The organism is Janthinobacterium sp. PSPC3-1, from assembly GCF_049896105.1.
Taxonomy (GTDB): Bacteria; Pseudomonadota; Gammaproteobacteria; order Burkholderiales; family Burkholderiaceae_D; genus Janthinobacterium.
Genome location: NZ_JAFCTQ010000004.1, coordinates 236,873 through 257,685 on the forward strand (window position 1 = coordinate 236,873; position 20,813 = coordinate 257,685).

Genomic DNA, 20,813 nt, shown 5'->3' on the forward strand with positions numbered 1-20,813 from the left:
TGATGCGTTTTGGCGTAGGTCGGATTAGGCCCGAAGGGCCGTAATCCGACAACATTGTTGGCGGCACATGTCGGATTACGCGCTACGCGCTAATCCGACCTACGCTCAATCAAAATATGTCTTAATTGGCGGTGGTAATGCGCTTCGCCGCCGCATCAAGGCCTTCCTTGGTCGACTGGCGGCCCTGCGTGATATTTTCCAGCGCCGACTGCATCGACGACCAGAAGCGGCCCATTTCCGGGTTGTTCGGCATCGGGCGGCCGGCCTGCGCGCTTTCCATGGTGGCCTGGATGTTCGGATTCGACTTCAGTTCCGCGAACAGCGCCTTGTTGGCGGGCGTGCCCAGCGGGACGTCGGCGTTGATGGTTTTCAGGCCATTGATCTGCAACATCTGGTTTTCCAGGAATTCGACGGCCAGGTCCTTGTTCGGGCTGGCTTTCGAGATCATCGCGCCGAGCACGCCCACGAATGGCGTGGCGGTTTTGCCGGCCACGGTAGGAATGGTCGCCACGCCGAAGTTGATCTTCGATTTGCGCGCATTGTCCCACGACCATGGACCGTTGATCATCATGGCGATCTTGCCCTGGTTGAAGCCCGCTTCCATTTCGGCGTAGCCGGCGCCCTTGGCCATGGCGCCGCTGTTGATCAGGTTCATGACGGCATTCACGCCCGCCACCGAGCCGGCGTTGTTGACGCCCGTTTTCGACGCGTCGTAGCGGCCATCGGCCTTGACTTCAAACGGGAAGCCGCCACCGGCGCCCAGCAGCGGCCAGGTGAAATAGGTGTTCGTGTAATCCCACAGGATGGCTTTCTTGCCCTGCGCGGACAATTTTTTGTCCAGCGCGGCGATTTCTTCAAACGTTTTTGGCGGGGTCGGCACCAGGTCCTTGTTGTAGACCAGGGCCACCGCTTCGATCGACATCGGGTAGCCCCAGGTCTTGCCGCCGACCGTAAAGGCGTTCCACGCCAGCGGCAGGATGGCGGCGCGCGCGTCCTTGCTTGGCGTGACCGGTTGCAGCAGGCCGGCGTCGATCCAGCCGCCCAGGCGGTCATGCGGCCAGATCCAGATGTCCGGACCCTTGCCGGCGGCGGCGGCCTGCTGGAATTTGTTCGGTGCGTCTTCCGGGTGCTCGACCACGACTTTCACGCCGGTCTTTTTGGTGAATTCCTCGCCGACCTTGGCCAGGCCTTTGTAGCCCTTGTCGCCATTGATCCAGATCAGCAGGGTGCCCGCTTCGGCCGCGTGGGCCATGGTGACGGTGGCCAGGTTGCCGATGCCGGCCAGCGCGGCGGCGAGCAGGGTGGTTTTGATGAGGCTGCGTTTGGTGTTCTGTAAGGACATGTCGATCTCCAGTGCTGTTTTTATGGTGTGTCAAGTTACATCAAGGCTGAAATAAAACCGGCCAGGCGGCGCCCATGGTGCCCGGCCCGAAAAGAGGTAAATCAGGTGCGCGTCTGGCCGTGTTCGTCGAACACGTGCACGCGCGAGGCGGCCACCTGCAGCGCCACCTGCTGGCCGATGGCCCAGTCGGTTTCGGCGTCGGCGCGCACCACCAGCGGCTCGTCGCTACCCGGCACCGCCACATACAGGTAGCTGATATCGCCCAGTTTTTCCACCGCTTGCACCTGCGCCGTGATGGCCGAGGCCACCGTGCCCGGCGCGCAGGCCTGCACATGTTCGGGACGCGCGCCGACCGTCACGGCCGCGCCGTTCGGCAGCGGCTGCGCCAGGTTGGCCTGCAGCAGGCCGCCGGCCGTGGTGGCAATCGTCGCCACGCCATCGGCGTGCGACTGGATTTTGCCTTTCAAGAAATTCATGCGCGGCGAACCGAGGAAGCCGGCCACGAACAGGTTGGCGGGGTGGTGATACAGTTCCAGAGGTGCGCCCACCTGCTCGATGCGTCCCGCGTTCAGCACCACGATGCGGTCGGCCAAGGTCATCGCTTCGACCTGATCATGCGTCACGTAGATCATGGTCGAGCGCAGTTCGCGGTGCAGGTTCGCCAGTTCGATGCGCATCTGCACGCGCAGCGAGGCGTCCAGGTTGGACAGCGGCTCGTCGAACAGGAACACGTCGGGTTTGCGCACGATGGCGCGGCCGATGGCCACGCGCTGGCGCTGGCCGCCGGACAGGTCTTTCGGTTTGCGTTCCAGCAGCGGCTCGATGCGCAGGATCTGCGCCGCGCGCTGCACGGCGTCGGCAATCTGCACCTTGTTCATGCCGGCCAGTTTCAGACCGAAGGCCATGTTCTGCGCCACGCTCATGTGGGGGTACAGCGCGTAGCTCTGGAACACCATGGCGATGCCGCGCTTGGCGGGCGGCACGTCGTTCATGCGCGTCTTGCCGATATACAGGTCGCCGCCGCTGATTTCCTCCAGCCCGCAGATGCTGCGCAGCAGGGTCGATTTGCCGCAACCGGACGGCCCCACGAAGACCATGAATTCGCCGTCGGCGATCTCCAGGTCGATGCCGTGCAAGGTCTGCACGTCGCCATAGGCTTTTTTCAAGCCCGTTAATTTCAGTCCAGCCATGTCGTCCTCACTATGTCAATCCGGCCCCGCTGAAACGCGGGGCTCATTATTGTAGTCGGCGGCCCTGCCGCCAAGGTGTCTTCAGTCCAGCGTGCCGAACCAGCCACCGTGTGCCGGCAGGGTGATGCTGGCGCCTTGCGCGCCGCCCGCCAGGCCGTGGCCGGCGAGCTCAGTCGCAGCGGCAGCGGCCGGCCAGTCGAACGTCACGGCCTCGGTGCCCAGGTTGAAGGCGGCCAGGATGGCGGGGTGGCCGTCCAGGTCGCGCCTGAAGGCCAGCACCGGCTCCGGCGCGTCGAAGAATGCGATTTCACCGCGCAGCAGCTGCGGCTGGGTGCGGCGCCAGGCCAGGATCTGCCGTGCAAATTGCAGTGGCGACGCGGCGTCGCTTTCTTCCACATCGGCTGCGCGCGCCAGGTGTTCCGGCGGCACCGGCAGCCACGGTTTGGCCGTGCTGAAGCCGCCGTTGGCGGCATCGGCAACCCAGGGTATCGGTGTGCGGCAGCCATCGCGGCCCTTGAACTGCGGCCAGAACGGAATGCCGTACGGGTCTTGCAAGGCCTCGAAAGGAATGTCCGCTTCCGTCAGCGCCAGTTCGTCGCCCTGGTACAGGCAGGGCGTGCCTTTCAGCGCGGCCTGCACCGCCAGCACCACCTTGGCCAGCGATGGCGCGGGGTTGCTGCCGCCCCAGCGCGTCATCACGCGGACGCTGTCGTGGTTGCCCACCGACCAGGAGGCCCAGCCGTCGGTGACCTTGGCTTCGAATTCTTCCACCTGCTTGCGGATATGCGCGGCCGAAAATTCGGCCGTCAGCAGGTTGAAACTGTAGGCCATATGCAGCTTGTCGCCGCCGGTGGTGTAGGCGGCCATGGTGGTCAGCGCATCGTCGTCGCCCACTTCGCCGATCGAGATGGCCTGGTATTCATCGAGCACGGCGCGCACGCGCTGCAGGTAGGCGATGTTTTCCGGCTGGGTCTTGTCGTACACGTGGGACTGCATGCCATACGGATTGATGGCCGAGACGGTGCTGGCATCGCGCTGGACGGCCGGCGGATTATTGCGCAGCAACTGGTCGTGGTAGGGGTAATTGCAGGAATCGAAACGGAAACCGTCGACACCGCGCTCCAGCCAGAAGCGCAGGTTGTCCAGCTGCGCCTGCTGCACGGCCGGGTTATGGAAATTCAGGTCGGGCTGGCTGGCCAGGAAGTCGTGCAGGAAATACTGGCCGCGACGCGGCTCCCATTGCCAGGCGGAACCGCCAAACACGGACAACCAGTTGTTCGGCGCCGTGCCGTCGGCTTGCTGGTCGGCCCAGACATACCAGTCGGCCTTGGGATTGTCGCGGCTTTCGCGGCTTTCGACGAACCACGGGTGGTCGTCCGACGAGTGCGACAGCACCTGGTCGATCATCACTTTCAGGCCCAGTTCATGGGCGCGCCCCACCAGGCGGTCGAAGTCGGCCAGGGTACCGAACATCGGGTCGACATCGCAGAAGTCGGCCACGTCGTAGCCGAAGTCCTTCATCGGCGAGGTAAAGAAGGGCGAGATCCAGACAATGTCGGCGCCCAGGGCGGCAATGTAATCGAGTTTGCTGGTAATGCCGGGCAGGTCGCCGATGCCGTCGCCATTGCTGTCGAGGAAGCTGCGTGGATACACCTGGTAGATGACGGCGCTGCGCCACCAGTCGGCGGGCAGGTTGGCGAGATTGTTCTTGATGGTCGGCATGGATGATTTCTGAACGCTGGTTGGAAGGCGGCGTCTTATTATAAATTCAAAGCGCTTTGGGTGTGAAATGAGTATAGTTCAAAGCGCTTTGAAAAGTAAAGCGAATAGGTACCAGAACTTGGGAAATTTTTAGATGATGGTAAGTCGAAACCCTGAACGAAGACTGGGGCCGGACGGGGACGCCTAGTCCCTAGGGTCCGACCCCGGCTGTTCGCGGGTTTCGCAGTGAAGAGGTAAATCAGGTTTTTACGACAGCTCCCGCCGACTCCCCCGGCAGCAACTCGCAAGGCCACAGCTCCTGCAAGTCGGTCGCTGGCGTGCCGTCCAGCAGGGCCAGCAGCATCTGTATCATCTTTGCGCCAGCGCCGCGCGGGTCGGGCTGGACCACGGTGGTGACGTTGTGGCCGGCCAGGGAATCCTCCATCACGCCCCAGACGATCAGCGACATGTCGCTGCCGATGGCCACGCCGGCGTCGAGCAGGGCGCGCACGGCGCCCACGCCCGACATATGGTTGTCGACGATGATGGCGGTGGGGCGCGGCGAGCGGGCCAGCAGGCGCTGCATGGCCTGGTAGCCGGCGCGACGGTCGTGGGCATTGTCGACCAGGTTGTCGGGATCGACCGCCAGGCCGCCGTCGCGCATCACATGTTGAAAGCTCTCCACCCGCTGGCGCACGAAGTTCAGGTCCGGCGTGGCGCTGATCAGGCCAATACGTTGATGCCCCAGCGACATCAGCCGTTCGACGGCCAGGCGCATGCCGGCCTCGTTGTCGTAGTCGAACCAGGCGTGCGGCTGGTTCAGCTGGGTGCGGCCGTGGGCCACGAACGGCATGTTCTGCTGCGCCAGGTAGGCAATGCGCTCGTCGAACGGCTTGGTGCGCCCGACGATCAGGCCGTCGATGCGGCGGCCCTTGACCATCCGTTCATAGGTATGGAACTCGTTGGTGGCCGAGGCGGGCGAGATCATCATGTCCATCTGCTGCGCTTCCAGCGCTTCCGACATGCCGCCGACGATATCGATGAACATCGGGTCGGCCAGGTCGTTCGGCAGCAGCGGGTAGATGATGCCGACGATATTGGTGCGGCCCACGGCCAGGCTGCGTGCCATCGGATTGGGCCGGTAGCCGGCCGCCTGCGCGGCGGCGAGCACCCGTTCGCGCGTGCGTTCACTCACTTCCGGATAGCCATTCAAGGCGCGGCTGACGGTGGTTTCGGATATTCCTAGCGTTTTGGCGAGATTTTTGAGGTTCATGGATGCTGCGTCAGGGGTGAATGCCGCGGCCGGTGGCCGGCGCGGTGGAATGGCAGGTAGTTTATCTGATAATGGCGCGCGTGATCAGGGAACCGTTGCAGAGGCGGGCGCAAAAAAAAACGCGGGCCAACCCGAGGGCGCCCGCGCAAAAAGAGGATTGCTGAATCACTACAATGAAACTGCCGGCCATGGCATGCAGCGTTGCGATGGTGGTTCCGGTGACTGCGGTGTTGCTGCCACTGGCCGCTTATGAAAACGCGGCCTGTGTTCTTACCACCAGCTCTCGACCTGGAAACCCATCGAGCTGCCATTGGTCTTGCCGCCAAACACGCCGGTCGACGACAGGGCGGACTCGGCCACGGCCGCCGACTGGGCCGCCTTGTTCCATTTGGCATAGGTGTAGAAGGCGCGCAGCACCGGGCGCGACCAGAAGCTGTTGCCGGCCGACAGTTGCGGCGCGATGGTCAGCTTGGTGAGATTGCGCGTCTTGTCGCCTTCCGGCTTGACGATGTCATGGCCCAGTTCCACCGCCAGGCTGTAGTTGTCGCTGAAGTGGTAGATCGGACGCGCGCCGAGCGAGGTCCATTTGCTGCTGACGCCGGCCGTTTCCTTGTCTTCGTAGACAAAGGTGGCCATGCCGGACCAGGCGCCTTTCGGCTGCACCATCAGTTGCTCGGTCAGGCGCACGACCTTGTCGTCGCGGTTGGCGGAGAGGGTGGCGCCGCCCGTGTTGGCGCCGCTGCCCTTGCCGTACTGCAGCGCGACCTTGTTGTAGCCGCCCAGCAGATTGCCCTGCGTGTGCATCAGGGTCAGCAGATGGCCGCTGGCGACCGGCGCGGCGCCGTCGGCGTTGCGCTTCTGGTTGAACTGCGCGCCGACTGTCAGCTCGCCGTCCGGGTTGACCTTGATGCCGGAAAAGCGCAGGTCGTGCGACAGCGCCATGCGCTTGCTGTCGGTGTCGTCGGCGGTGCGCACGATGGCGTAGGCCAGCTTGGCCGCGCCCAGGTCGATGTTTTCCAGGCCGGCGCCTGGGCCGCTGTTATTCCAGAAGTAGTAATCGGTGATATGCACGTCCTGGCGGTCGTAGTAGCGCTTGCCGACCCAGGCGCGCGCTTCGGCGAAGGCGCCGGTGCCGATCTTGTCGGCCACCACGTTCATTTCGCGCCAGGCCGGGTCCGATTGTTCCCAGTCGAAGTTCTGGTTGACGGAAAACGCCACCAGGGTATTGATGCGGAAGGTGGTGCCGTTGGCGGCCTTGAAGGCTTCGCCGCCGAATTTCAATTCGCCGTAGGTTTCGCACTCGTTACCCAGGCGGTATTTCGACGAGGCGCCGGCCAGGCCGAAGCATGATTCCTTGCCGCCTTCGCTGCTGGTGCCGAAGCCCGAGCGGAAGTAGCCGCCGAAATCGATCGGCAATGCGGCCTGGGCAGCGGAGGTGCTCAGGGCCAGGGCGACGGCGGCCGGCAAGGTTTTCAAGAAATGCTTGTTCATCGTATCTCCAGTATTTTTATAGGGGCAGGGCCGGCGCCGTTCATTGCATGAACTGGCGTAGCCAAAGCGCTTTAGTTATGTTTCAAAGCGCTTTGGAGTATAGTTCAAAGCGCTTTGATAAGTAAACTCGTTTAAGCCCGGAGATTGCGATGCGTGTTGCGAAGAAACGTCAGCGCGCGGTGGCCGGGGCGCCGGCGCTCTGGCGCAGGAAGACCAGGATCAGCAGCGCCGAGGCCGTGCTGATGCCTGCCAGCACCTGCAGCAACTGGCGAAACGCCGCGCCATAGGCCTGCGACAGCTCCTGCACGCTGGCGTGCGGCAGCAGCACGCCAGCCTGGCGCAGTTCGCCGATCGCCAGCAAGGGCGCCGCCAGGGTGGCGTCCTGCGCCGTCACGCCGGGCAGCGCGTGCAGTGCCGTCACGGTCAATGTCGCCAGCAGCGCGGCGACGATGGCCAGCGCAATGCCTTCGCCAGCCACGCGCGTGGTGTTGAAGATGCCGGCCGCCATGCCGGCCCGTTCCACCGGCACCACGCTGACGCCCAGCCCATCCATCAGGCCCCAGGGCAGGCTGATGCCGGCGCCGATCAGCAGCAGCGGGCCGAGCAGGGTAGTGGCGGGCAGGCCCGGCGCACAGTGGGACAGCCACAGCAGGCCGCCGCCGGTGATCAGGAGGCCGGCGCCGCAGATATGGGCGGCGGCGATGCGTTGCGCTGCCAGGCCGGCCAGCATCGGCAGCACCAGCATCGGCGCCGACAGGGCCAGCATCATGCCGCCGGCCTGCGTTGCGCTGTAGCCTTCGATGCCGATCAGGCGCGCCGGCAGCAGCACCAGCAGCACCACATAGGAAAACGCGGGCGCGGCCGCCAGCAGCTGCACGCCGGCAAACGCGGGCAGGCGGAACAGCGACAGGTCCAGCATGGGCTGCGGCTGGCGTTTTTCGAGCGCGACAAAAACGGCCAGCAGCAGCGCCGCGCCGCCCAGCAGGGCACAACTGGCCAGGCTGGTCCAGCCGCTGTGCGGCGCCTGCAGCAGGCCATAGGTCAGGAGCGACAGGGCGCCCGTAAAGCCGAGCGCGCCGGCCCAGTCCAGCCCGGCCGCATGCGGATCGCGCGATTCGCGCAGGGTGCGTGCCGCCAGCAGCAGCGCCGAGAGGCCCACCAGCGCCGTGACGGCAAACAGGCTGCGCCAGCCGCTGGCCGCAACCAGGGTGCCGGCGACGATGGGGCCGAAGGCCAGGCCGGCGCCGAACGCCGTGCCGATCAGGCTGAAGGCGCGCGCCCTGGCCGCGCCGTCGAATTCCTGGGCCAGCGCCGCCAGGCCGCTGGACAGGGCCAGCGCGCAGCCGAGGCCTTGCACCGCGCGCAGCAGGCCGAGCGCTTCGATGGTCGGCGCGCACGCCAGGGCCAGGGCGGCGGCGGTGAATACGGACAAGCCGAGCAGGAACAAACGCTTGCGGCCATAGCGGTCGGCCAGGGCGCCGGCCGCCATCAGGCAGCCGCCAAAGCTGAGCATGAAGGCATTGCTGATCCAGGCCAGCGCCAGTGGGCTGCCGTGCAGGTCAAGGGCAATCGCCGGGATGGCAATCGCGGGGCCGGTAAAGCTGAACGGCATGCATAGCGCGGCCAGGCAGACGGCGGCCAGCACCAGCAGGCGGCGCGCCTTGTGGGAAATATGGGTCATGGGAAACATCCGGTAAGAGGGGGATTCCATGATAGGATGGCTGGAATCATAGAAAAAGTGGCTGTAAATCCACTCATAACGGACAAAAACGCTCTAATCATGGCAATCGATCAGCTCAACGGCATTGCCGCCTTCGTGCAGGCGGCGCAGACCTGCAGCTTTGTGGCGGCCGGGCGCCTGCTTGGTGTATCGGCCTCGGCGGTGGGCAAGAGCGTGGCGCGGCTGGAAGAAAAGCTGGGCGTGCGGCTGCTCAACCGCAGCACGCGCAGGATCAGTCTCAGCAATGAAGGCGCGCTGTTCTACGAGCGCTGCCTGCGCATCCTGGCCGATATCGACGACGCGCAGGCGGAACTGTCGCACCTGGCCGAGGCGCCGCGCGGCAAGCTCAAGGTCAGCCTGCCGGTGATCGGCTACCGCATCATCCTGCCGCTGCTGGCCGAATTTACGCGCCAGTATCCCGAGATCGAACTCGACCTCGATTTCAACGACCGCCTGGTCGACGTGGTGGCCGAGGGCGTCGACGTGGCCGTGCGCAGCGGCACCCTGACCGATTCGCGCCTGATGGCGCGCGAGTTGGGGCCGTTCGCGTTTTCCATCGTCGGTTCCCCGGCCTATTTTGCCCGCCATGGCGTGCCGGCCACGCCGCAGGCACTGGAAGCGGAATCGCATGCCTGCGTGCGCTACAAATTTCCCAGTACCGGCAAATTGCAGGAGTGGGCGCTGCGGCAGGGCGATGCGGAAAGCGCGGGCGCACCGGAGTTGCGCCTGCGTACCGCGCTCACCTGCAACAATATCGAGGCGCTGATCGGCGCGGCCAGCCAGGGCGTCGGCCTGGCCTACCTGCCCGACTTTATCGTGGCGGACGCCGTCGCGCGCGGCGAACTACAGCCTGTATTGCAACAATATCTGCTAACGTCGAGCAAATTCTGGGTACTGTGGCCATCGAGCCGTCACCTGTCGCCCAAGTTGCGGGTTTTTGTCGACTTCCTGTGCACCCATCTGCATTTTTCCGCCCGTCGTTGAGGCGGTGTCCCGACACCACGTTCGCGTGCTTGCCCGAAGTTGTTAAATTTTCTATGTAGCAACACTTATTATCAGTCTTTTATAATTTTTTTTTGCTGCACCGCAGCACCCGCAAGCCGCATGGGCACGACTTATGTCCTTTCTGAATGTCACATATACGTTAACTAAATTGCCATGTGGAATTTATTTATGTTAATTTAATATCTCATTTTGCAACATTGTTCCGCTGGAATAATGTGGTGTACAAGTCGAGCGATGTTTGATCCCAGGGGCGCAGGTCTGCTCCGCCATACAGGAGTGTGCATGAAATCAGTCAATGTAAAAGCCCCCGCCGTGAGCTCGATGCCGGCCCGCAAGACCGGTTTGCTGCTCGGTGGTGGTGCGCCCAATTCCACCCTGATCGCCGGTGCGCTGGCCGCCTTTGTCGACGACGGCCTGGAGTTCGACGTGATTTCGGCCTCGGGTGCGGGCGTGTTGATGGGTTTGCTGTACACCACGCCGCACGAGGCCACGCCACGCCAGGCGCTGCAGAGCTGGGCCGATACGGGCGTGGCCGACAGCATCTACAAGATGATCCCGATTAACTACAAGATTTTCCAGAAGCCGGGCATGCAGGCAAGCACCTTCCGCGACGCGTTCCAGCCACCGGCCAGCAACCCCTTCGTGCAAGCGTTCAAGCAAACGTTTGCGGGTGCGCCGACGGCCTGGTCGGACTGGGGCAAGCTGATGCTGTCGTCGCTGTCGCCATCGGACCTGTCGTCGAAAAGCCTGGGCCTGTGCGCGCATCTGCCCTTCCTGGAAAAGGCGGTGGATTTTTCCGGCGTGAAAACCATGCGCCCGCAGTTCTACATCAATGCCTACAACCTGACCGAACACCGCATGCAGAACTGGGGCAAGCATGAAATCGCCCCCGAGCACGTGCGCGCGGCGCTGTCGTTTCCCTTCCTGTACGCGCCGACCAACATCGCCGGCAGCGACTATATCGAAGGCGCGGCGCTCGACACGCTCAATTTCGACCCTTTTATCGAAGGCAAAGGCGAACACCACGACGCCGATACCCTGGTCATCCTCGATATCCTCGGCGATGAACGCCTGTTGCGCAAGCCGCGCAACCTGTATGACGCCTGGGTGCGTTCCATCATCACGCCCCTGGTGAAAATTTCCAAGACCGAGCTGCGCCTGTTCGAGCTCGAGCACAACACGGACGCGCGCACGGGCCAGCCCAAGCGCCGCCTGCTCAAGCTCGACCTGATGGGCGGCATCCCGGAACAGCACTGGCCCGATACGCTGGACTGGTCCAGTTCGAACATGCAACTGCTGTTCGACGTGGGCTACAAGGCGGGCGCCGCCTTCTGCCGCGAACATGGCGATCTGCTGCGCCGCACAGCCGAAGACTCGGCGCTGGCGGCATGATGCATTCAATGTCACTGAGTCACTTTACGTAGTTACTTCATTTACCTAGTTCTGCTTCACTGATGAGCACACCATGAATATCACCAAGCAATTAATACTGACTTTATCCATCGCCTTGCTGGCCCTGCTGTTGCTGGGCGCCGGCGGCGCCGTCCAGCTCAAGCGCGCGCAAGAGCGTTTTGACACCGTGCAAAACCGCATTATTCCCAGCATCCAGGGCTTGAACGCGGCCAAGGCCGCTCTGACCGACTCGCGCCTGGCCGGCTACCGCCTGTCGGTGTTTTCGAACCTGGCCGACAAGACCGCGCTGGACAAGTCGCTGGCCGCCGCCAACAAGGATTTCGACGACCTGGTCGCCAAATACCGCGCCGAACGCATCTACGATGAAACCGACCGCAAGATGCTCGACGCCGACCAGGCCGCGATGGAAGCGTATCGCCGCGCGCTGGTGCCGTTCTTTGCCGCCGCCTATGCGGACGACATCGAGGGCGTGCGCGCCACCTTGCTCGCCGGTACGCCGCTGGCCCTGACGGCCGCCGCCGCCAAGAAAAGCCTGGATGATCATATTGCCTACAACAACAAACTGGTGTCGGACGTCAAGGCCGAAAGCCTGGCCGCCTACGATACCTCCTTGTACACCATGCTGGCCGTGCTGGCCGTGGCCATGCTGCTGACCGGCACCCTGGCCTGGCATATCTACCGCACCATCAGTGGCGGCCTGGGCAATATCCAGAGCACGCTCGAGCGCGTCAGCTCGACCCTGGACCTGTCGTCGGCCATGCCCGTGGCGCGCATGGATGAAGTGGGCCGCACGGCGACCGCCTTCAACCAGTTCCTCGAGCGCATCGTCGACGTGATCGCCACCGTGCGCACCTCGGCCGATACGGTCAGCGTGGCCGCCGGCCAGATCACGGCCGGCAATGCCGACCTGTCGGTACGTACCGAGCAGCAAGCCTCGTCGCTGGAAGAAACCGCGTCCAGCCTGGAGGAACTGACCTCGGCCGTGCGCCAGAACACGGACAATGCGCGCCAGGCCAATACCCTGGCCGTGTCGGCCTCGGAAGTGGCCAGCAAGGGCGGCGCCGTGGTGGCGCAAGTGGTCGGCACGATGGGCTCGATCAACGCGTCGGCGAAGAAGATCGCCGACATTATCGGCGTGATCGACGGCATTGCCTTCCAGACCAATATTCTGGCGCTGAATGCGGCGGTCGAAGCGGCGCGAGCCGGCGAACAGGGCCGTGGCTTTGCCGTGGTCGCCACCGAAGTGCGCAACCTGGCGCAGCGCAGCGCGGCGGCGGCCAAGGAAATCAAGGGACTGATCGAGGATTCGGTCGAGAAAGTCAACACCGGCAGCGCGCTGGTCGACCAGGCCGGCGCCACGATGGAAGAGATCGTCATCAGCATCCGCCGCGTCACCGATATCATGGGCGAGATCGCCAACGCCAGCCACGAGCAGAGCGCCGGCATCGAGCAGGTCAACCAGGCCATCTCGCAGATGGACCAGGTCACCCAGCAGAACGCCTCGCTGGTGGAAGAGGCCGCCGCTGCCGCCGCTTCGCTGCAGGATCGCGCCGTGGAACTGGTCGACGTGGTGGCCGTGTTCCGCCTGCGCGGCGAAGCGGGTGGCCGCAAGCTGAGCGTGGCGGGTGGTTTGCCGGAGCAACAGGCGCCACGCCGTCCCTCGGAGCCTGCGCAGCGCCTGCTGGCCTAAAAGTTTGCCTGTAGTCAATTCGCACCAAATCGTGTCAAATTAACGTGCTGTTGCTGCCCCGATGGAATACAATTCCTCGTGGCAGCAGCTTGCCTGGTCTCGCCAGGCAGGGCGTCACGCTTGATGACCACGAAAGAAGTTTGATGATGAATTTGCAGTACCGCCTGCCATTGGCGCCACGCGCCTGCCTGCTTGCCCTCTCCCTGACCTTTGCCTTGCCCTTGTCGTGCCTGGCCGCGCCGTCGTCCAGCGTGGTGCTGGAAGAACTGACCAGTACCGAATTGCGCGATCGCATCAATCACGGCGCCACCACGGTGCTGATTCCGATCGGCGGCGTCGAGCAGAGCGGTCCGTATATCGCGCTGGGCAAGCACAATGTACGTGCCGGCATGCTGGCGCGCCAGATCGCGCAAAAGCTGGGCAATACCATCGTCGCGCCGGTCGTGAGCTACGTGCCGGAAGGCGGCATTTCCCCGCCGGCCGGCCATATGCGCCATGCGGGGACCATCTCGATACCGCCGGCCGCGTTTGAGGCCGTGCTCGAGGGCGCGGCCGCCAGCCTGCGCCAGCATGGCTTTCGCGACATTATTTTTATCGGCGACCATGGCGGCTACCAGAAGAACGAACAGAATGTCGCCGCCAAACTGAACCGTGCCTGGAGCAAGGGCGGCAAAGGGCAAGATGCGCGCGCCTGGGCCTTGCTCGACTACTATGACATTACCCAGACAAAATATATTGCCGAACTGCAGAAGCGCGGTTTCAGCGCGGCCGACATCGGCCTGCATGCGGGCCTGGCCGACGCGGCGCTGATGCTGGCAACCGATCCCACCATGGTGCGCAGTGAGGCCATGGCCCATGGCATCAAACCAGGCGTGGCCGACGGCGTGCGCGGCGACGCCACGCGGGCCACGGCCGAACTGGGCCAGATCGGCATCAAGCTGCAGGTCGACACCTCGGTGGCGGCCATCAAGCAATTGCTGCAGCACAAATAACTTTTTCCACCCGGACGCCAGTGGGCGTCCGGCATTTGCAACGAAAACACGCGAACTGACATGAAAACACTCCAACGACGCACCATCGTCACCGTTTCCGCCCTGGCCGCCGCACTCGCCGGCCTGGGCGTGGCCAGCCAGGTCATCGGCGCGGCGGTTCCCGGGCCTGCAGCGGCGCCTGCCGCCGCGCCAGCCTATTCTCCGCTGCCCGGCATGCCGCCGCTGGTCGACCCGAAAAATGTCTACGGCAGCATCGGCCCGTCCAACATGAGCGCCGTGGTGAAGGACCATTTGCCGCGCGTCTATGTGCCCAACCTGCGTTCGAACGATGTGTACGTGATCGACCAGGAAAGCCTGAAAGTGGTCGACAAGTTCAAGGTCGGCCTGGGCCCGCAGCACGTGGTGCCGTCGTGGGACTTGCGCACCCTGTGGGTGGCCAACAATGCCGAGCGTACCGACAAGGGCAGCCTGACGCCGATCGACCCGCTGACGGGCAAGCACGGCAAGGAAGTGGCGGTCGACGACCCGTATAATATGTATTACACGCCGGACGGCAAGTCGGCCATCGTGGTGGCCGAAGCGCGCCACCGCCTGGACTTCAGGGATCCGAAGACCATGGCAGTGCAGTATTCGATCGACACGCCCCAGTGCGGCGGCATCAACCATGCCGATTTCTCGAACGACGGCCGCTATGCCATGTTTACCTGCGAGTTCGACGGCACCATCGCCAAGATCGACCTGGTCAATCGCAAGGTCGATGGCTACCTGAAACTGCAGATGCCGGCCAAGCGTTTTGCCGAGTCCGGCCCGGTGGGCGGCCCGGCGAATGAAATCTGCAGCGTCAAGAAGGGCATGCCGCAAGACATACGCATCTCGCCTGACGGCAAGAAATTCTTTATCGCCGACATGGACGCCGACGGCGTGCACATCGTCGATGGCGCCACCCTGAAGGAAATCGGCTTTATCCAGACCGGCGTCGGTGCGCACGGCCTGTACCCGAGCCGCGACGGCAAGAAGCTGTATGTGGCCAACCGCGGCACGCACCGCATCCATGGCAAGCGCAATGGCAAGGGCAGCGTCAGCGTGATCGATTTCGCCACCGAAAAAGTGGTGACGCAGTGGGTGATCCCGGGCGGCGGCAGTCCCGACATGGGCAATGTGTCGGCCGACGGCAAATACCTGTGGCTGTCCGGCCGCTTCGACGACGTGGTCTACCGCATCAATACCACCAGCGGCGAGGTGTCGAAAGTGAAAGTGGGCCAGGAGCCGCACGGCCTGACCGTGTGGCCGCAGCCGGGCCGCTATTCGCTGGGCCATACGGGCAACCTGCGTTAAGGATGGCATGAAACCAGGCAGTACCCTGTACGCTGACGGCGCCGGCCGTTATGCCTATGTGCACGCGGGCTTTTCCTGGCCCGCGTTTTTCCTCGGCACCCTGTGGGCGATCGCCAAGCGGCGCTGGTGGTGGCTGCTGCCGATGTTGTGCCTGGACCTGGCCTTGTCGGCCTGCAGCGGGCTGGCCGACATCCAGGGCAGGGAGGCGGCGATGCTGCTGGCCAGCAGCGTGCAACTGTCCTACCTGCTGCTGCGCGGCTGGTATGGCAACCGCTGGCTGGAAGCATCACTCATGCGCCAGGGCTACACGCGGGTCGCCTGAGAAGTTTCTACCCGGTTCGCATAGTTTCTCCTCCACTATTTTGCGCCGCGCCAAGGGCGTGCCGCCTCCTCAACATTCTTTGCGCAGCCCTGCGCATCTTTGATATAGATCATCCCGCGCCAGTCGTGCTCACGTAGCCTTGGGACTCGCGTTGCCAAGCAGCTGTCCTCCAACAGCAGTCATGTTTCTCGCGTATTGCCTGATGCCGCTTTGGCATCTCAACCCCATGTTCACGTTAAAGGAAACTCCATGTATCCATACTCGCGTAATGTCACCCCTGCCGCCAAAAACCACCTGGAAGCCCAATTGTCGTTCTTTAACGGTATCTCGAAATCGTTGTTCCATTCGGTGCAGCAAATCAGCGACCTGCATGTGCAACTGGCGCAAAGCCTGCTGGAAGAAGCCACCATCGCCACGCATAACCTGATCACGGTGGAACGTCCGGAAGATGCGTTCCGCGTGGCCGCCGCCGCCGGCCAGCCGGCCGCCGAACAGCTGCGTGTGTATCAGCAACAACTGTCGCGCGTGGCTGCCGACGCCCAGGTGGAACTGGCCAATGTGGCTGAACAGCATGTGTCCGAAACCAGCCGCACGGCCAAGGCGCTGGCCGAGGAAGTAGCCCGTACGGCATCGGAAGAAACGGAAAAAAACCTGCGCAAGCAGCAGGAAACCATGCAGCGCATCGCCGAGCCTTTCCAGGGCTTCCAGAATGGCAACGGCTTCAGCCGTGACCAGCGCGGCGCACAGGGCCGTGAAGGTCAAAGCCTGCAAAGCGGCAGCCAGGGCAGCGCCCAGTCGGCCAGTGAAGGTGCGCAAGCGTCGGCCAGCCAGGCTACCGGCACGCAAAGCAAGGCCAGCAGCCGCAAGGAGTAATCCTGCCGGCCAGGACTGAACCGCCTGCACGGGGGCCGAGACCCGGACTGGCGGTGCAAGTCCATAGGCGATGCCTGACCTCGTACGCCCGTCCCTTACCGGACGGGCGTTTTTGTTTGCGGCGCCGGCTGGGCCAGGGTGCTGTTGCCGGCGTTCGCCTCGGGTGTGCTGTTGGCGTCGATAAAGGTGCTGACCCGGTCCAGGGTGGGCGCCAGCATGCGCAGGGGACTGGCCAGCGAGGCGACCAGGGTGGCGTGGCTGACGCCATCGAGATACTGTTCCGTCACGGGCCGGCCTTGCGCGCGCAGGGCGGCGGCCAGGCCACCGGTATTGCGCTGCGGATTGACCAGCTTGTCGTGGCCGGGCTGGGGCGCGATCAACAGCGCCGGCGGCGCCCCCGCCGTCACATGGTTGATCGGCTGCGAGGAAGCGGGGGTGTCGGGGAAGAAAAACACGGGCCTGGCGTCCGGGTTTTCGATCGGCAAAAAGTCATACGGGCCGGCCAGGCCGATCCAGCCGCGCAAGTCTTGCGGGCGCATGCCGTGGCGGCCCAGCAGACTGGCGTCGAGCGCCACCATGGCCGCGTTATAGGCGCCCGCGCTATGGCCCATCACGAACAGGCGGGCCGGGTCGCCACCATAACGGCGTACTTCGACCGCCGTCCAGGCCACCGCGCGCGCCGCGTCCTGCAATATTTCCGGGTAATGCACCTCGGGATACAAACGGTAGTCGGCGATCACGGCCACATAGCCGCGCGAGGCCAGCGCATGGCCGACAAAGGCGTAGTCGGCCCGCTCGCCGGTGCTCCAGTTGCCGCCGTAAAAAAACACCACCACCGGTGCCAGGCCCGCATGGCTTTTCGGCGCATACACATCGAGTTTTTGCCGCGGCAGGGGGCCGTACGGCAGCTCAGGCGTGACGCTCGACTCGCTGCTGGAGGACAGCGCGTTGATGGCGGTCAGCGGTGTACAGGCGACCAGGCTGGCCGTCAGGGGAAGGATGGCCAGCAAAGCCAGCATGGAGGTGCGCGCAATGCTCATGGGATCCGCCTGTTTGTCATTGTTGCCTCAGTGTAGGTCAAGCGGGGCCGCAAGCGCACACTGCTGGGCATACTGCACACTCACGGTTGCAGCAGCCATTTGCGGGCCGTGACGATCACCGCGTCGGACAGGGTGCGCGTGAGCGGCGTCTGGATATCCCAGGCATGCCAGGTCAAAGGCACGTCGAGCGCCTGGCCGGCCGCCACGTCGACCAGCCGGCCGGCGGCCAGCGCCGTTTCCGCCTGCAGCAGCGGCACCATGCCATAGGCGTAGCCCATTTCGATCAGGCGCACGAAGTCGCGCGCCGAGCCCAGCACATGGTGCGGGTAGCGGCCCGTATAGCCGAGCCGGTGTTCCAGGTAGCGCTCGTGCAGCGCGTCCTTGCTGCCGAAGGTGATGGCGGGCGCCTGGCTGACGGCCTCGGCGGTAAATCCGTCGCCGAACCAGCGCTGGGCAAACGCGGGCGCGGCCACGCACAGATAGCGCATGCCGCCCAGCGGGGTGGCGGTGGTGCCCGCCACCAGGTCGGTGGCGCTGGTAACGCAGGCAAATACGCGTCCCTCGCGCAACTGGCTCAGGGTGTGATCCTGGTCATCGAGGCGAATATCGAGCAGGCACGATGGCGGCGTCAACAGCGGCCCCAGCGCTTCCGGTATCCAGGTGGCGGCGCTGTCGGCGTTGACGGCGATCGCCAGCTCGGGCAAGCGGGTAGAGGGGCCGGGCTGGGCGTCGAGCGCCGCCTCCAGCAGCTTGACCTGGCGGTAGTGGGCGATCAGGCGCTGGCCCGCTTCGGTCGGCAGCGGCGGGTGGCTGCGGATGACCAGCAAAGTGCCTTCCAGGTTTTCCAGGGTGCGGATGCGCTGCGACACGGCCGGCTGGCTGATCGCCAGCGACTGCGCGGCCTTTTCAAAACTGCCTAGGCCGATCACGGCGTCGAGCGCCGCCAGCCCACGGTAATCGACCACGCGCATAAGTATCTCTTATATATAGTTAGAATCATTGATTATACTTATATTTACTTTTTCTTTACACTGCTGTCTTAGGGTAACAACTTCCTCCGCGCGCGGCACCGCCGGCACTGCCGGCAACGCTGACATTCGCGCCCACCGTCTTCTACCTTTTACAGCCTCGCCGAGCGTCTTGCCGGCCGGGCGTGGGCAGCTGCGCGCCAGGGGAAAGCATCGATAAAGGAATTATCATGGATAGCGCAATCTTCTTGAAAGGCATGGGCCTGGGCGCCAGCCTGATCGTGGCCATCGGCACGCAAAACGCGTTCTTGCTGAAACAGGGCCTGAAACGCCATTATGTGCTGACCTGCATCCTGGTCTGCCTGGTGTGCGACGCCTTGCTGATCTCGGCCGGCGTGGCCGGCATGGGCACGGTGATCGCCAACAACCCCAGCTTCCTGCTGTGGGCCAAGGCTGGCGGCGCCACCTTCCTGATCGCCTACGGGCTGCGGGCGGCGAAATCGGCCTGGCGTCCCGCCGCCCTGACGGCCTCGACCGCCAAGGCGCCGGACGGCTACTGGGCCGTGATCGGCGCGGCGCTGGCGTTCAGCCTGCTGAACCCGCACGCCTTTCTCGACACGGTGATCTTGCTCGGTTCGATCGGCGGCCAGCACGAAGGCAGCGGCCGCGTGTATTTTGCCGGCGGCGCCATCATGGCCTCGGCCCTGTGGTTTTTCGTGCTGGGTTTTGGCGCGCGCTACCTCGCGCCCGTGTTCGCCAAGCCCGTGGCCTGGCGCGTGCTCGACGGCATCATCGCGCTGGTGATGTGGGCGATTGCCGCTTCGCTGTTCCTGTAAGCACGCCTGCGGAAGGCGGCAGGGATTTCTGCTAAGGTAGGGTTTTATGAATCAGCCAACGGCTCCATTATCATGACCCCGACCCCGCCAGAAGCCCTGCATATCGTCTGCCCCCATTGCGACGCCGTCAACCGCCTGCCACCGGCGCGCCTGCGTGAACAGCCCACCTGCGGCAAATGCCAGAAGGACCTGTTCACCGGCCTGCCGGTCGACCTGTCCAGCGCACGCTTTTTGAAGCATATCGAGCGCACCGACATTCCCGTGCTGGTCGACTTCTGGGCCCCATGGTGTGGCCCGTGCCGCACCATGACCCCGTTCTACGCCCAGGCCGCCAAGACCCTGGAGCCGGCCTTTCGCGTGGTCAAAGTCAATACCGAAGCGTCGCAGGATATCGCCGCCCGCTTCGCCATCCGCAGCATTCCCACCTTGGCACTGTTTCAGAACGGCATGGAAGTGGCGCGCCAGCCCGGGGCGGTCGATGCCAATACCATCATCAGCTGGGCACGGTCGAAGGCGCGGTAGGCATGGCCGGAGTGATTCACTGCAGGAATAGTTCGACGCCGTCTTCCTGTTCCAACCCGCCAGGGCCGTGCATCCTGATGATCTCCACCAGCCAGTCGAACACAGTCTCCCCCTGATGCTGTTCCGCGAGCGCCAGCTCTGCCTGCACATGGTCAAGATTGGCTGGATGACAGGTCGTGAGCCGCCGCCGCAGTACCCGTTGCGTCTCGGCATATCCAAGACGGCTTCCGGATAACAGATGGTTTTTCCAGATGAGCAAAAAGCCGTCTTCAGGCGTGCCGAAGCCGCCGCGCAGGACATCGTGGAACGCATCGAGATTGCTGCCCCAGCGTGCGCCTCCCAGCGCCTGCTCCTGAAAATGCCTGAAAAACTCGTCAAGCGTGGAAAAGCGTTCGCCATCGATATAAATAGCGGGTTTCATGGGTGTTCATTTCCTGGACATGCAGTGTGTGTGTAAGGCCTGCTTGTCGGCCGTATCCGTGCCCTGGCCGGCATCACTGCCTGCGCAGGGACCAGCCATTACTGGCCGGCCGGCGGCAGCGACCAGACATACTCGACTTCTTCGTCAACGCCCGAGCATGTCAGCAGCAGCTCCGCGGGTTCCTGCGACAAGGTGGCGATTTCATCCTGGAACGCCATCACCGCCCGTATCATCTGGCCATGAAACTGTTTGTTGACACGCAGGTCGACGATCTCCTGGCGCGCGACATTGACCAGGGCGAAGTCGCCCAGCGTCAGGCTTCTGCCGCCATTGGCCGGCCACTGGCTTGCCTCCTTGAGGTCGCCGTCGGCCAGCGCTTCCAGGAAATACTCGAGGCTGACCGAGTTCGATTCCTGCACCGCGCGTTGCGAGCTCGCTTTCGTATCGACGCAGACCGAGACGGCGCGCGCTGCATGGTCATGGTAAAACGCAAAGGTGTACACGGGGACGTTGCGCGACTTGATATCGTCGATCGCCGCGCGCAGTATCGCGTGGAAAAATTCGGCCGCTGTTGACATGGGTGAAAAACTTTCTGGCATGAAGTAAAGGCTGGGAGTATAGCCCAGGCGCCTCGGGCTGGCGTGGTGCGCCGCATGCCGGGCCGATGGTGTACAGTCCG

Annotated in this window: 19 protein-coding genes; 9 read left to right on the top strand and 10 right to left on the bottom strand. The window is 63.9% G+C overall.

Going from position 1 to position 20,813, the window contains the following annotated elements; all coding sequences use genetic code 11:
• Nucleotides 1-121: 121 nt before the first annotated feature.
• From malE to ACP7B7_RS07260, 6 genes are all read right to left on the bottom strand, one after another.
• Entirely contained in the window at nt 122-1,342 is a 1,221-nt protein-coding gene (gene malE, locus ACP7B7_RS07235; RefSeq protein ID WP_426076205.1) for a maltose/maltodextrin ABC transporter substrate-binding protein MalE, read from the bottom strand.
• Nucleotides 1,343-1,443: 101 nt separating this feature from the next.
• Entirely contained in the window at nt 1,444-2,532 is a 1,089-nt protein-coding gene (locus tag ACP7B7_RS07240; RefSeq protein WP_426076206.1) for an ABC transporter ATP-binding protein, read from the bottom strand.
• A gap of 81 nt (nt 2,533-2,613) precedes the next feature.
• The gene (locus ACP7B7_RS07245; RefSeq protein ID WP_426076207.1) at nt 2,614-4,254 is read right to left on the bottom strand and encodes an alpha-amylase family glycosyl hydrolase; all 1,641 of its coding nucleotides are present in this window, start codon (nt 4,252-4,254) and stop codon (nt 2,614-2,616) included.
• A 238-nt stretch (nt 4,255-4,492) separates the two neighbouring features.
• A complete protein-coding gene (locus ACP7B7_RS07250; protein WP_426076208.1) occupies nt 4,493-5,506 on the bottom strand; it encodes a substrate-binding domain-containing protein in 1,014 nt (337 codons plus the stop codon).
• Between the two features lie 270 nt (nt 5,507-5,776).
• Nucleotides 5,777-6,997 (bottom strand): maltoporin, encoded by a 1,221-nt coding sequence (locus tag ACP7B7_RS07255; protein ID WP_426076209.1) that lies wholly within the window; start codon nt 6,995-6,997, stop codon nt 5,777-5,779.
• Between the two features lie 169 nt (nt 6,998-7,166).
• Nucleotides 7,167-8,678: an MFS transporter gene (locus tag ACP7B7_RS07260; RefSeq protein WP_426076210.1), complete on the bottom strand. Its 1,512-nt coding sequence runs from the start codon at nt 8,676-8,678 to the stop codon at nt 7,167-7,169.
• Between the two features lie 105 nt (nt 8,679-8,783).
• Here ACP7B7_RS07260 and ACP7B7_RS07265 point away from each other — a divergent pair, with 105 nt between their 5' ends.
• The 7 genes from ACP7B7_RS07265 (at nt 8,784) to phaP (ending at nt 16,347) form a co-directional block, all read left to right on the top strand.
• The gene (locus tag ACP7B7_RS07265) at nt 8,784-9,701 is read left to right on the top strand and encodes a LysR family transcriptional regulator (RefSeq protein ID WP_426076217.1); all 918 of its coding nucleotides are present in this window, start codon (nt 8,784-8,786) and stop codon (nt 9,699-9,701) included.
• Nucleotides 9,702-10,004: 303 nt separating this feature from the next.
• On the top strand, nt 10,005-11,114 hold the full coding sequence (locus ACP7B7_RS07270) for a patatin-like phospholipase family protein (protein ID WP_426076211.1): 1,110 nt from the start codon (nt 10,005-10,007) through the stop codon (nt 11,112-11,114).
• 73 nt (nt 11,115-11,187) lie between these two features.
• A complete protein-coding gene (locus ACP7B7_RS07275; protein WP_308921990.1) occupies nt 11,188-12,825 on the top strand; it encodes a methyl-accepting chemotaxis protein in 1,638 nt (545 codons plus the stop codon).
• Between the two features lie 143 nt (nt 12,826-12,968).
• Entirely contained in the window at nt 12,969-13,817 is an 849-nt protein-coding gene (locus ACP7B7_RS07280; protein WP_308921989.1) for a creatininase family protein, read from the top strand.
• A 60-nt stretch (nt 13,818-13,877) separates the two neighbouring features.
• Entirely contained in the window at nt 13,878-15,152 is a 1,275-nt protein-coding gene (locus ACP7B7_RS07285) for a YncE family protein (RefSeq protein ID WP_308921988.1), read from the top strand.
• Between the two features lie 7 nt (nt 15,153-15,159).
• Nucleotides 15,160-15,474, top strand: coding sequence for a DUF2628 domain-containing protein (locus ACP7B7_RS07290; RefSeq protein ID WP_308921987.1), 315 nt, complete (start codon nt 15,160-15,162; stop codon nt 15,472-15,474).
• 249 nt (nt 15,475-15,723) lie between these two features.
• Nucleotides 15,724-16,347, top strand: a complete 624-nt coding sequence (gene phaP, locus ACP7B7_RS07295; protein WP_308921986.1) for a TIGR01841 family phasin — start codon at nt 15,724-15,726, stop codon at nt 16,345-16,347.
• Nucleotides 16,348-16,442: 95 nt separating this feature from the next.
• Here the strand turns inward: phaP and ACP7B7_RS07300 are convergent, their stop codons facing one another.
• Both ACP7B7_RS07300 and ACP7B7_RS07305 read right to left on the bottom strand, forming a co-directional pair.
• On the bottom strand, nt 16,443-17,387 hold the full coding sequence (locus ACP7B7_RS07300; protein WP_308921985.1) for an alpha/beta hydrolase: 945 nt from the start codon (nt 17,385-17,387) through the stop codon (nt 16,443-16,445).
• An 80-nt stretch (nt 17,388-17,467) separates the two neighbouring features.
• Entirely contained in the window at nt 17,468-18,358 is an 891-nt protein-coding gene (locus tag ACP7B7_RS07305; protein WP_426076212.1) for a LysR family transcriptional regulator ArgP, read from the bottom strand.
• Between the two features lie 227 nt (nt 18,359-18,585).
• Here ACP7B7_RS07305 and ACP7B7_RS07310 point away from each other — a divergent pair, with 227 nt between their 5' ends.
• Nucleotides 18,586-19,191 carry a LysE/ArgO family amino acid transporter gene (locus ACP7B7_RS07310; protein WP_308921983.1) on the top strand — a complete coding sequence of 202 codons (606 nt, stop codon included), beginning with the start codon at nt 18,586-18,588 and terminating at the stop codon, nt 19,189-19,191.
• Between the two features lie 72 nt (nt 19,192-19,263).
• On the top strand, nt 19,264-19,713 hold the full coding sequence (gene trxC / locus ACP7B7_RS07315) for a thioredoxin TrxC (protein ID WP_308921982.1): 450 nt from the start codon (nt 19,264-19,266) through the stop codon (nt 19,711-19,713).
• A gap of 16 nt (nt 19,714-19,729) precedes the next feature.
• On the opposite strand, the gene ACP7B7_RS07320 is transcribed toward trxC, so the two are convergent.
• Entirely contained in the window at nt 19,730-20,134 is a 405-nt protein-coding gene (locus tag ACP7B7_RS07320) for a barstar family protein (RefSeq protein ID WP_308921981.1), read from the bottom strand.
• A 98-nt stretch (nt 20,135-20,232) separates the two neighbouring features.
• Nucleotides 20,233-20,712: a hypothetical protein gene (locus tag ACP7B7_RS07325; RefSeq protein WP_308921980.1), complete on the bottom strand. Its 480-nt coding sequence runs from the start codon at nt 20,710-20,712 to the stop codon at nt 20,233-20,235.
• Nucleotides 20,713-20,813 lie beyond the last annotated feature (101 nt).

Coding starts and splice junctions, on each gene's coding strand:
- ACP7B7_RS07325 (WP_308921980.1), bottom strand. CDS start 20,712: ATGTCAACAGCGGCCGAATTTTTCCACGCGATACTGCGCGCGGCGATC.
- ACP7B7_RS07275 (WP_308921990.1), top strand. CDS start 11,188: ATGAATATCACCAAGCAATTAATACTGACTTTATCCATCGCCTTGCTG.
- ACP7B7_RS07250 (WP_426076208.1), bottom strand. CDS start 5,506: ATGAACCTCAAAAATCTCGCCAAAACGCTAGGAATATCCGAAACCACC.
- ACP7B7_RS07285 (WP_308921988.1), top strand. CDS start 13,878: ATGAAAACACTCCAACGACGCACCATCGTCACCGTTTCCGCCCTGGCC.
- ACP7B7_RS07320 (WP_308921981.1), bottom strand. CDS start 20,134: ATGAAACCCGCTATTTATATCGATGGCGAACGCTTTTCCACGCTTGAC.
- ACP7B7_RS07240 (WP_426076206.1), bottom strand. CDS start 2,532: ATGGCTGGACTGAAATTAACGGGCTTGAAAAAAGCCTATGGCGACGTG.
- ACP7B7_RS07260 (WP_426076210.1), bottom strand. CDS start 8,678: ATGACCCATATTTCCCACAAGGCGCGCCGCCTGCTGGTGCTGGCCGCC.
- ACP7B7_RS07310 (WP_308921983.1), top strand. CDS start 18,586: ATGGATAGCGCAATCTTCTTGAAAGGCATGGGCCTGGGCGCCAGCCTG.
- ACP7B7_RS07270 (WP_426076211.1), top strand. CDS start 10,005: ATGAAATCAGTCAATGTAAAAGCCCCCGCCGTGAGCTCGATGCCGGCC.
- ACP7B7_RS07305 (WP_426076212.1), bottom strand. CDS start 18,358: ATGCGCGTGGTCGATTACCGTGGGCTGGCGGCGCTCGACGCCGTGATC.
- ACP7B7_RS07245 (WP_426076207.1), bottom strand. CDS start 4,254: ATGCCGACCATCAAGAACAATCTCGCCAACCTGCCCGCCGACTGGTGG.
- ACP7B7_RS07290 (WP_308921987.1), top strand. CDS start 15,160: ATGAAACCAGGCAGTACCCTGTACGCTGACGGCGCCGGCCGTTATGCC.
- phaP (WP_308921986.1), top strand. CDS start 15,724: ATGTATCCATACTCGCGTAATGTCACCCCTGCCGCCAAAAACCACCTG.
- ACP7B7_RS07255 (WP_426076209.1), bottom strand. CDS start 6,997: ATGAACAAGCATTTCTTGAAAACCTTGCCGGCCGCCGTCGCCCTGGCC.
- ACP7B7_RS07300 (WP_308921985.1), bottom strand. CDS start 17,387: ATGAGCATTGCGCGCACCTCCATGCTGGCTTTGCTGGCCATCCTTCCC.
- trxC (WP_308921982.1), top strand. CDS start 19,264: ATGACCCCGACCCCGCCAGAAGCCCTGCATATCGTCTGCCCCCATTGC.
- ACP7B7_RS07280 (WP_308921989.1), top strand. CDS start 12,969: ATGATGAATTTGCAGTACCGCCTGCCATTGGCGCCACGCGCCTGCCTG.
- malE (WP_426076205.1), bottom strand. CDS start 1,342: ATGTCCTTACAGAACACCAAACGCAGCCTCATCAAAACCACCCTGCTC.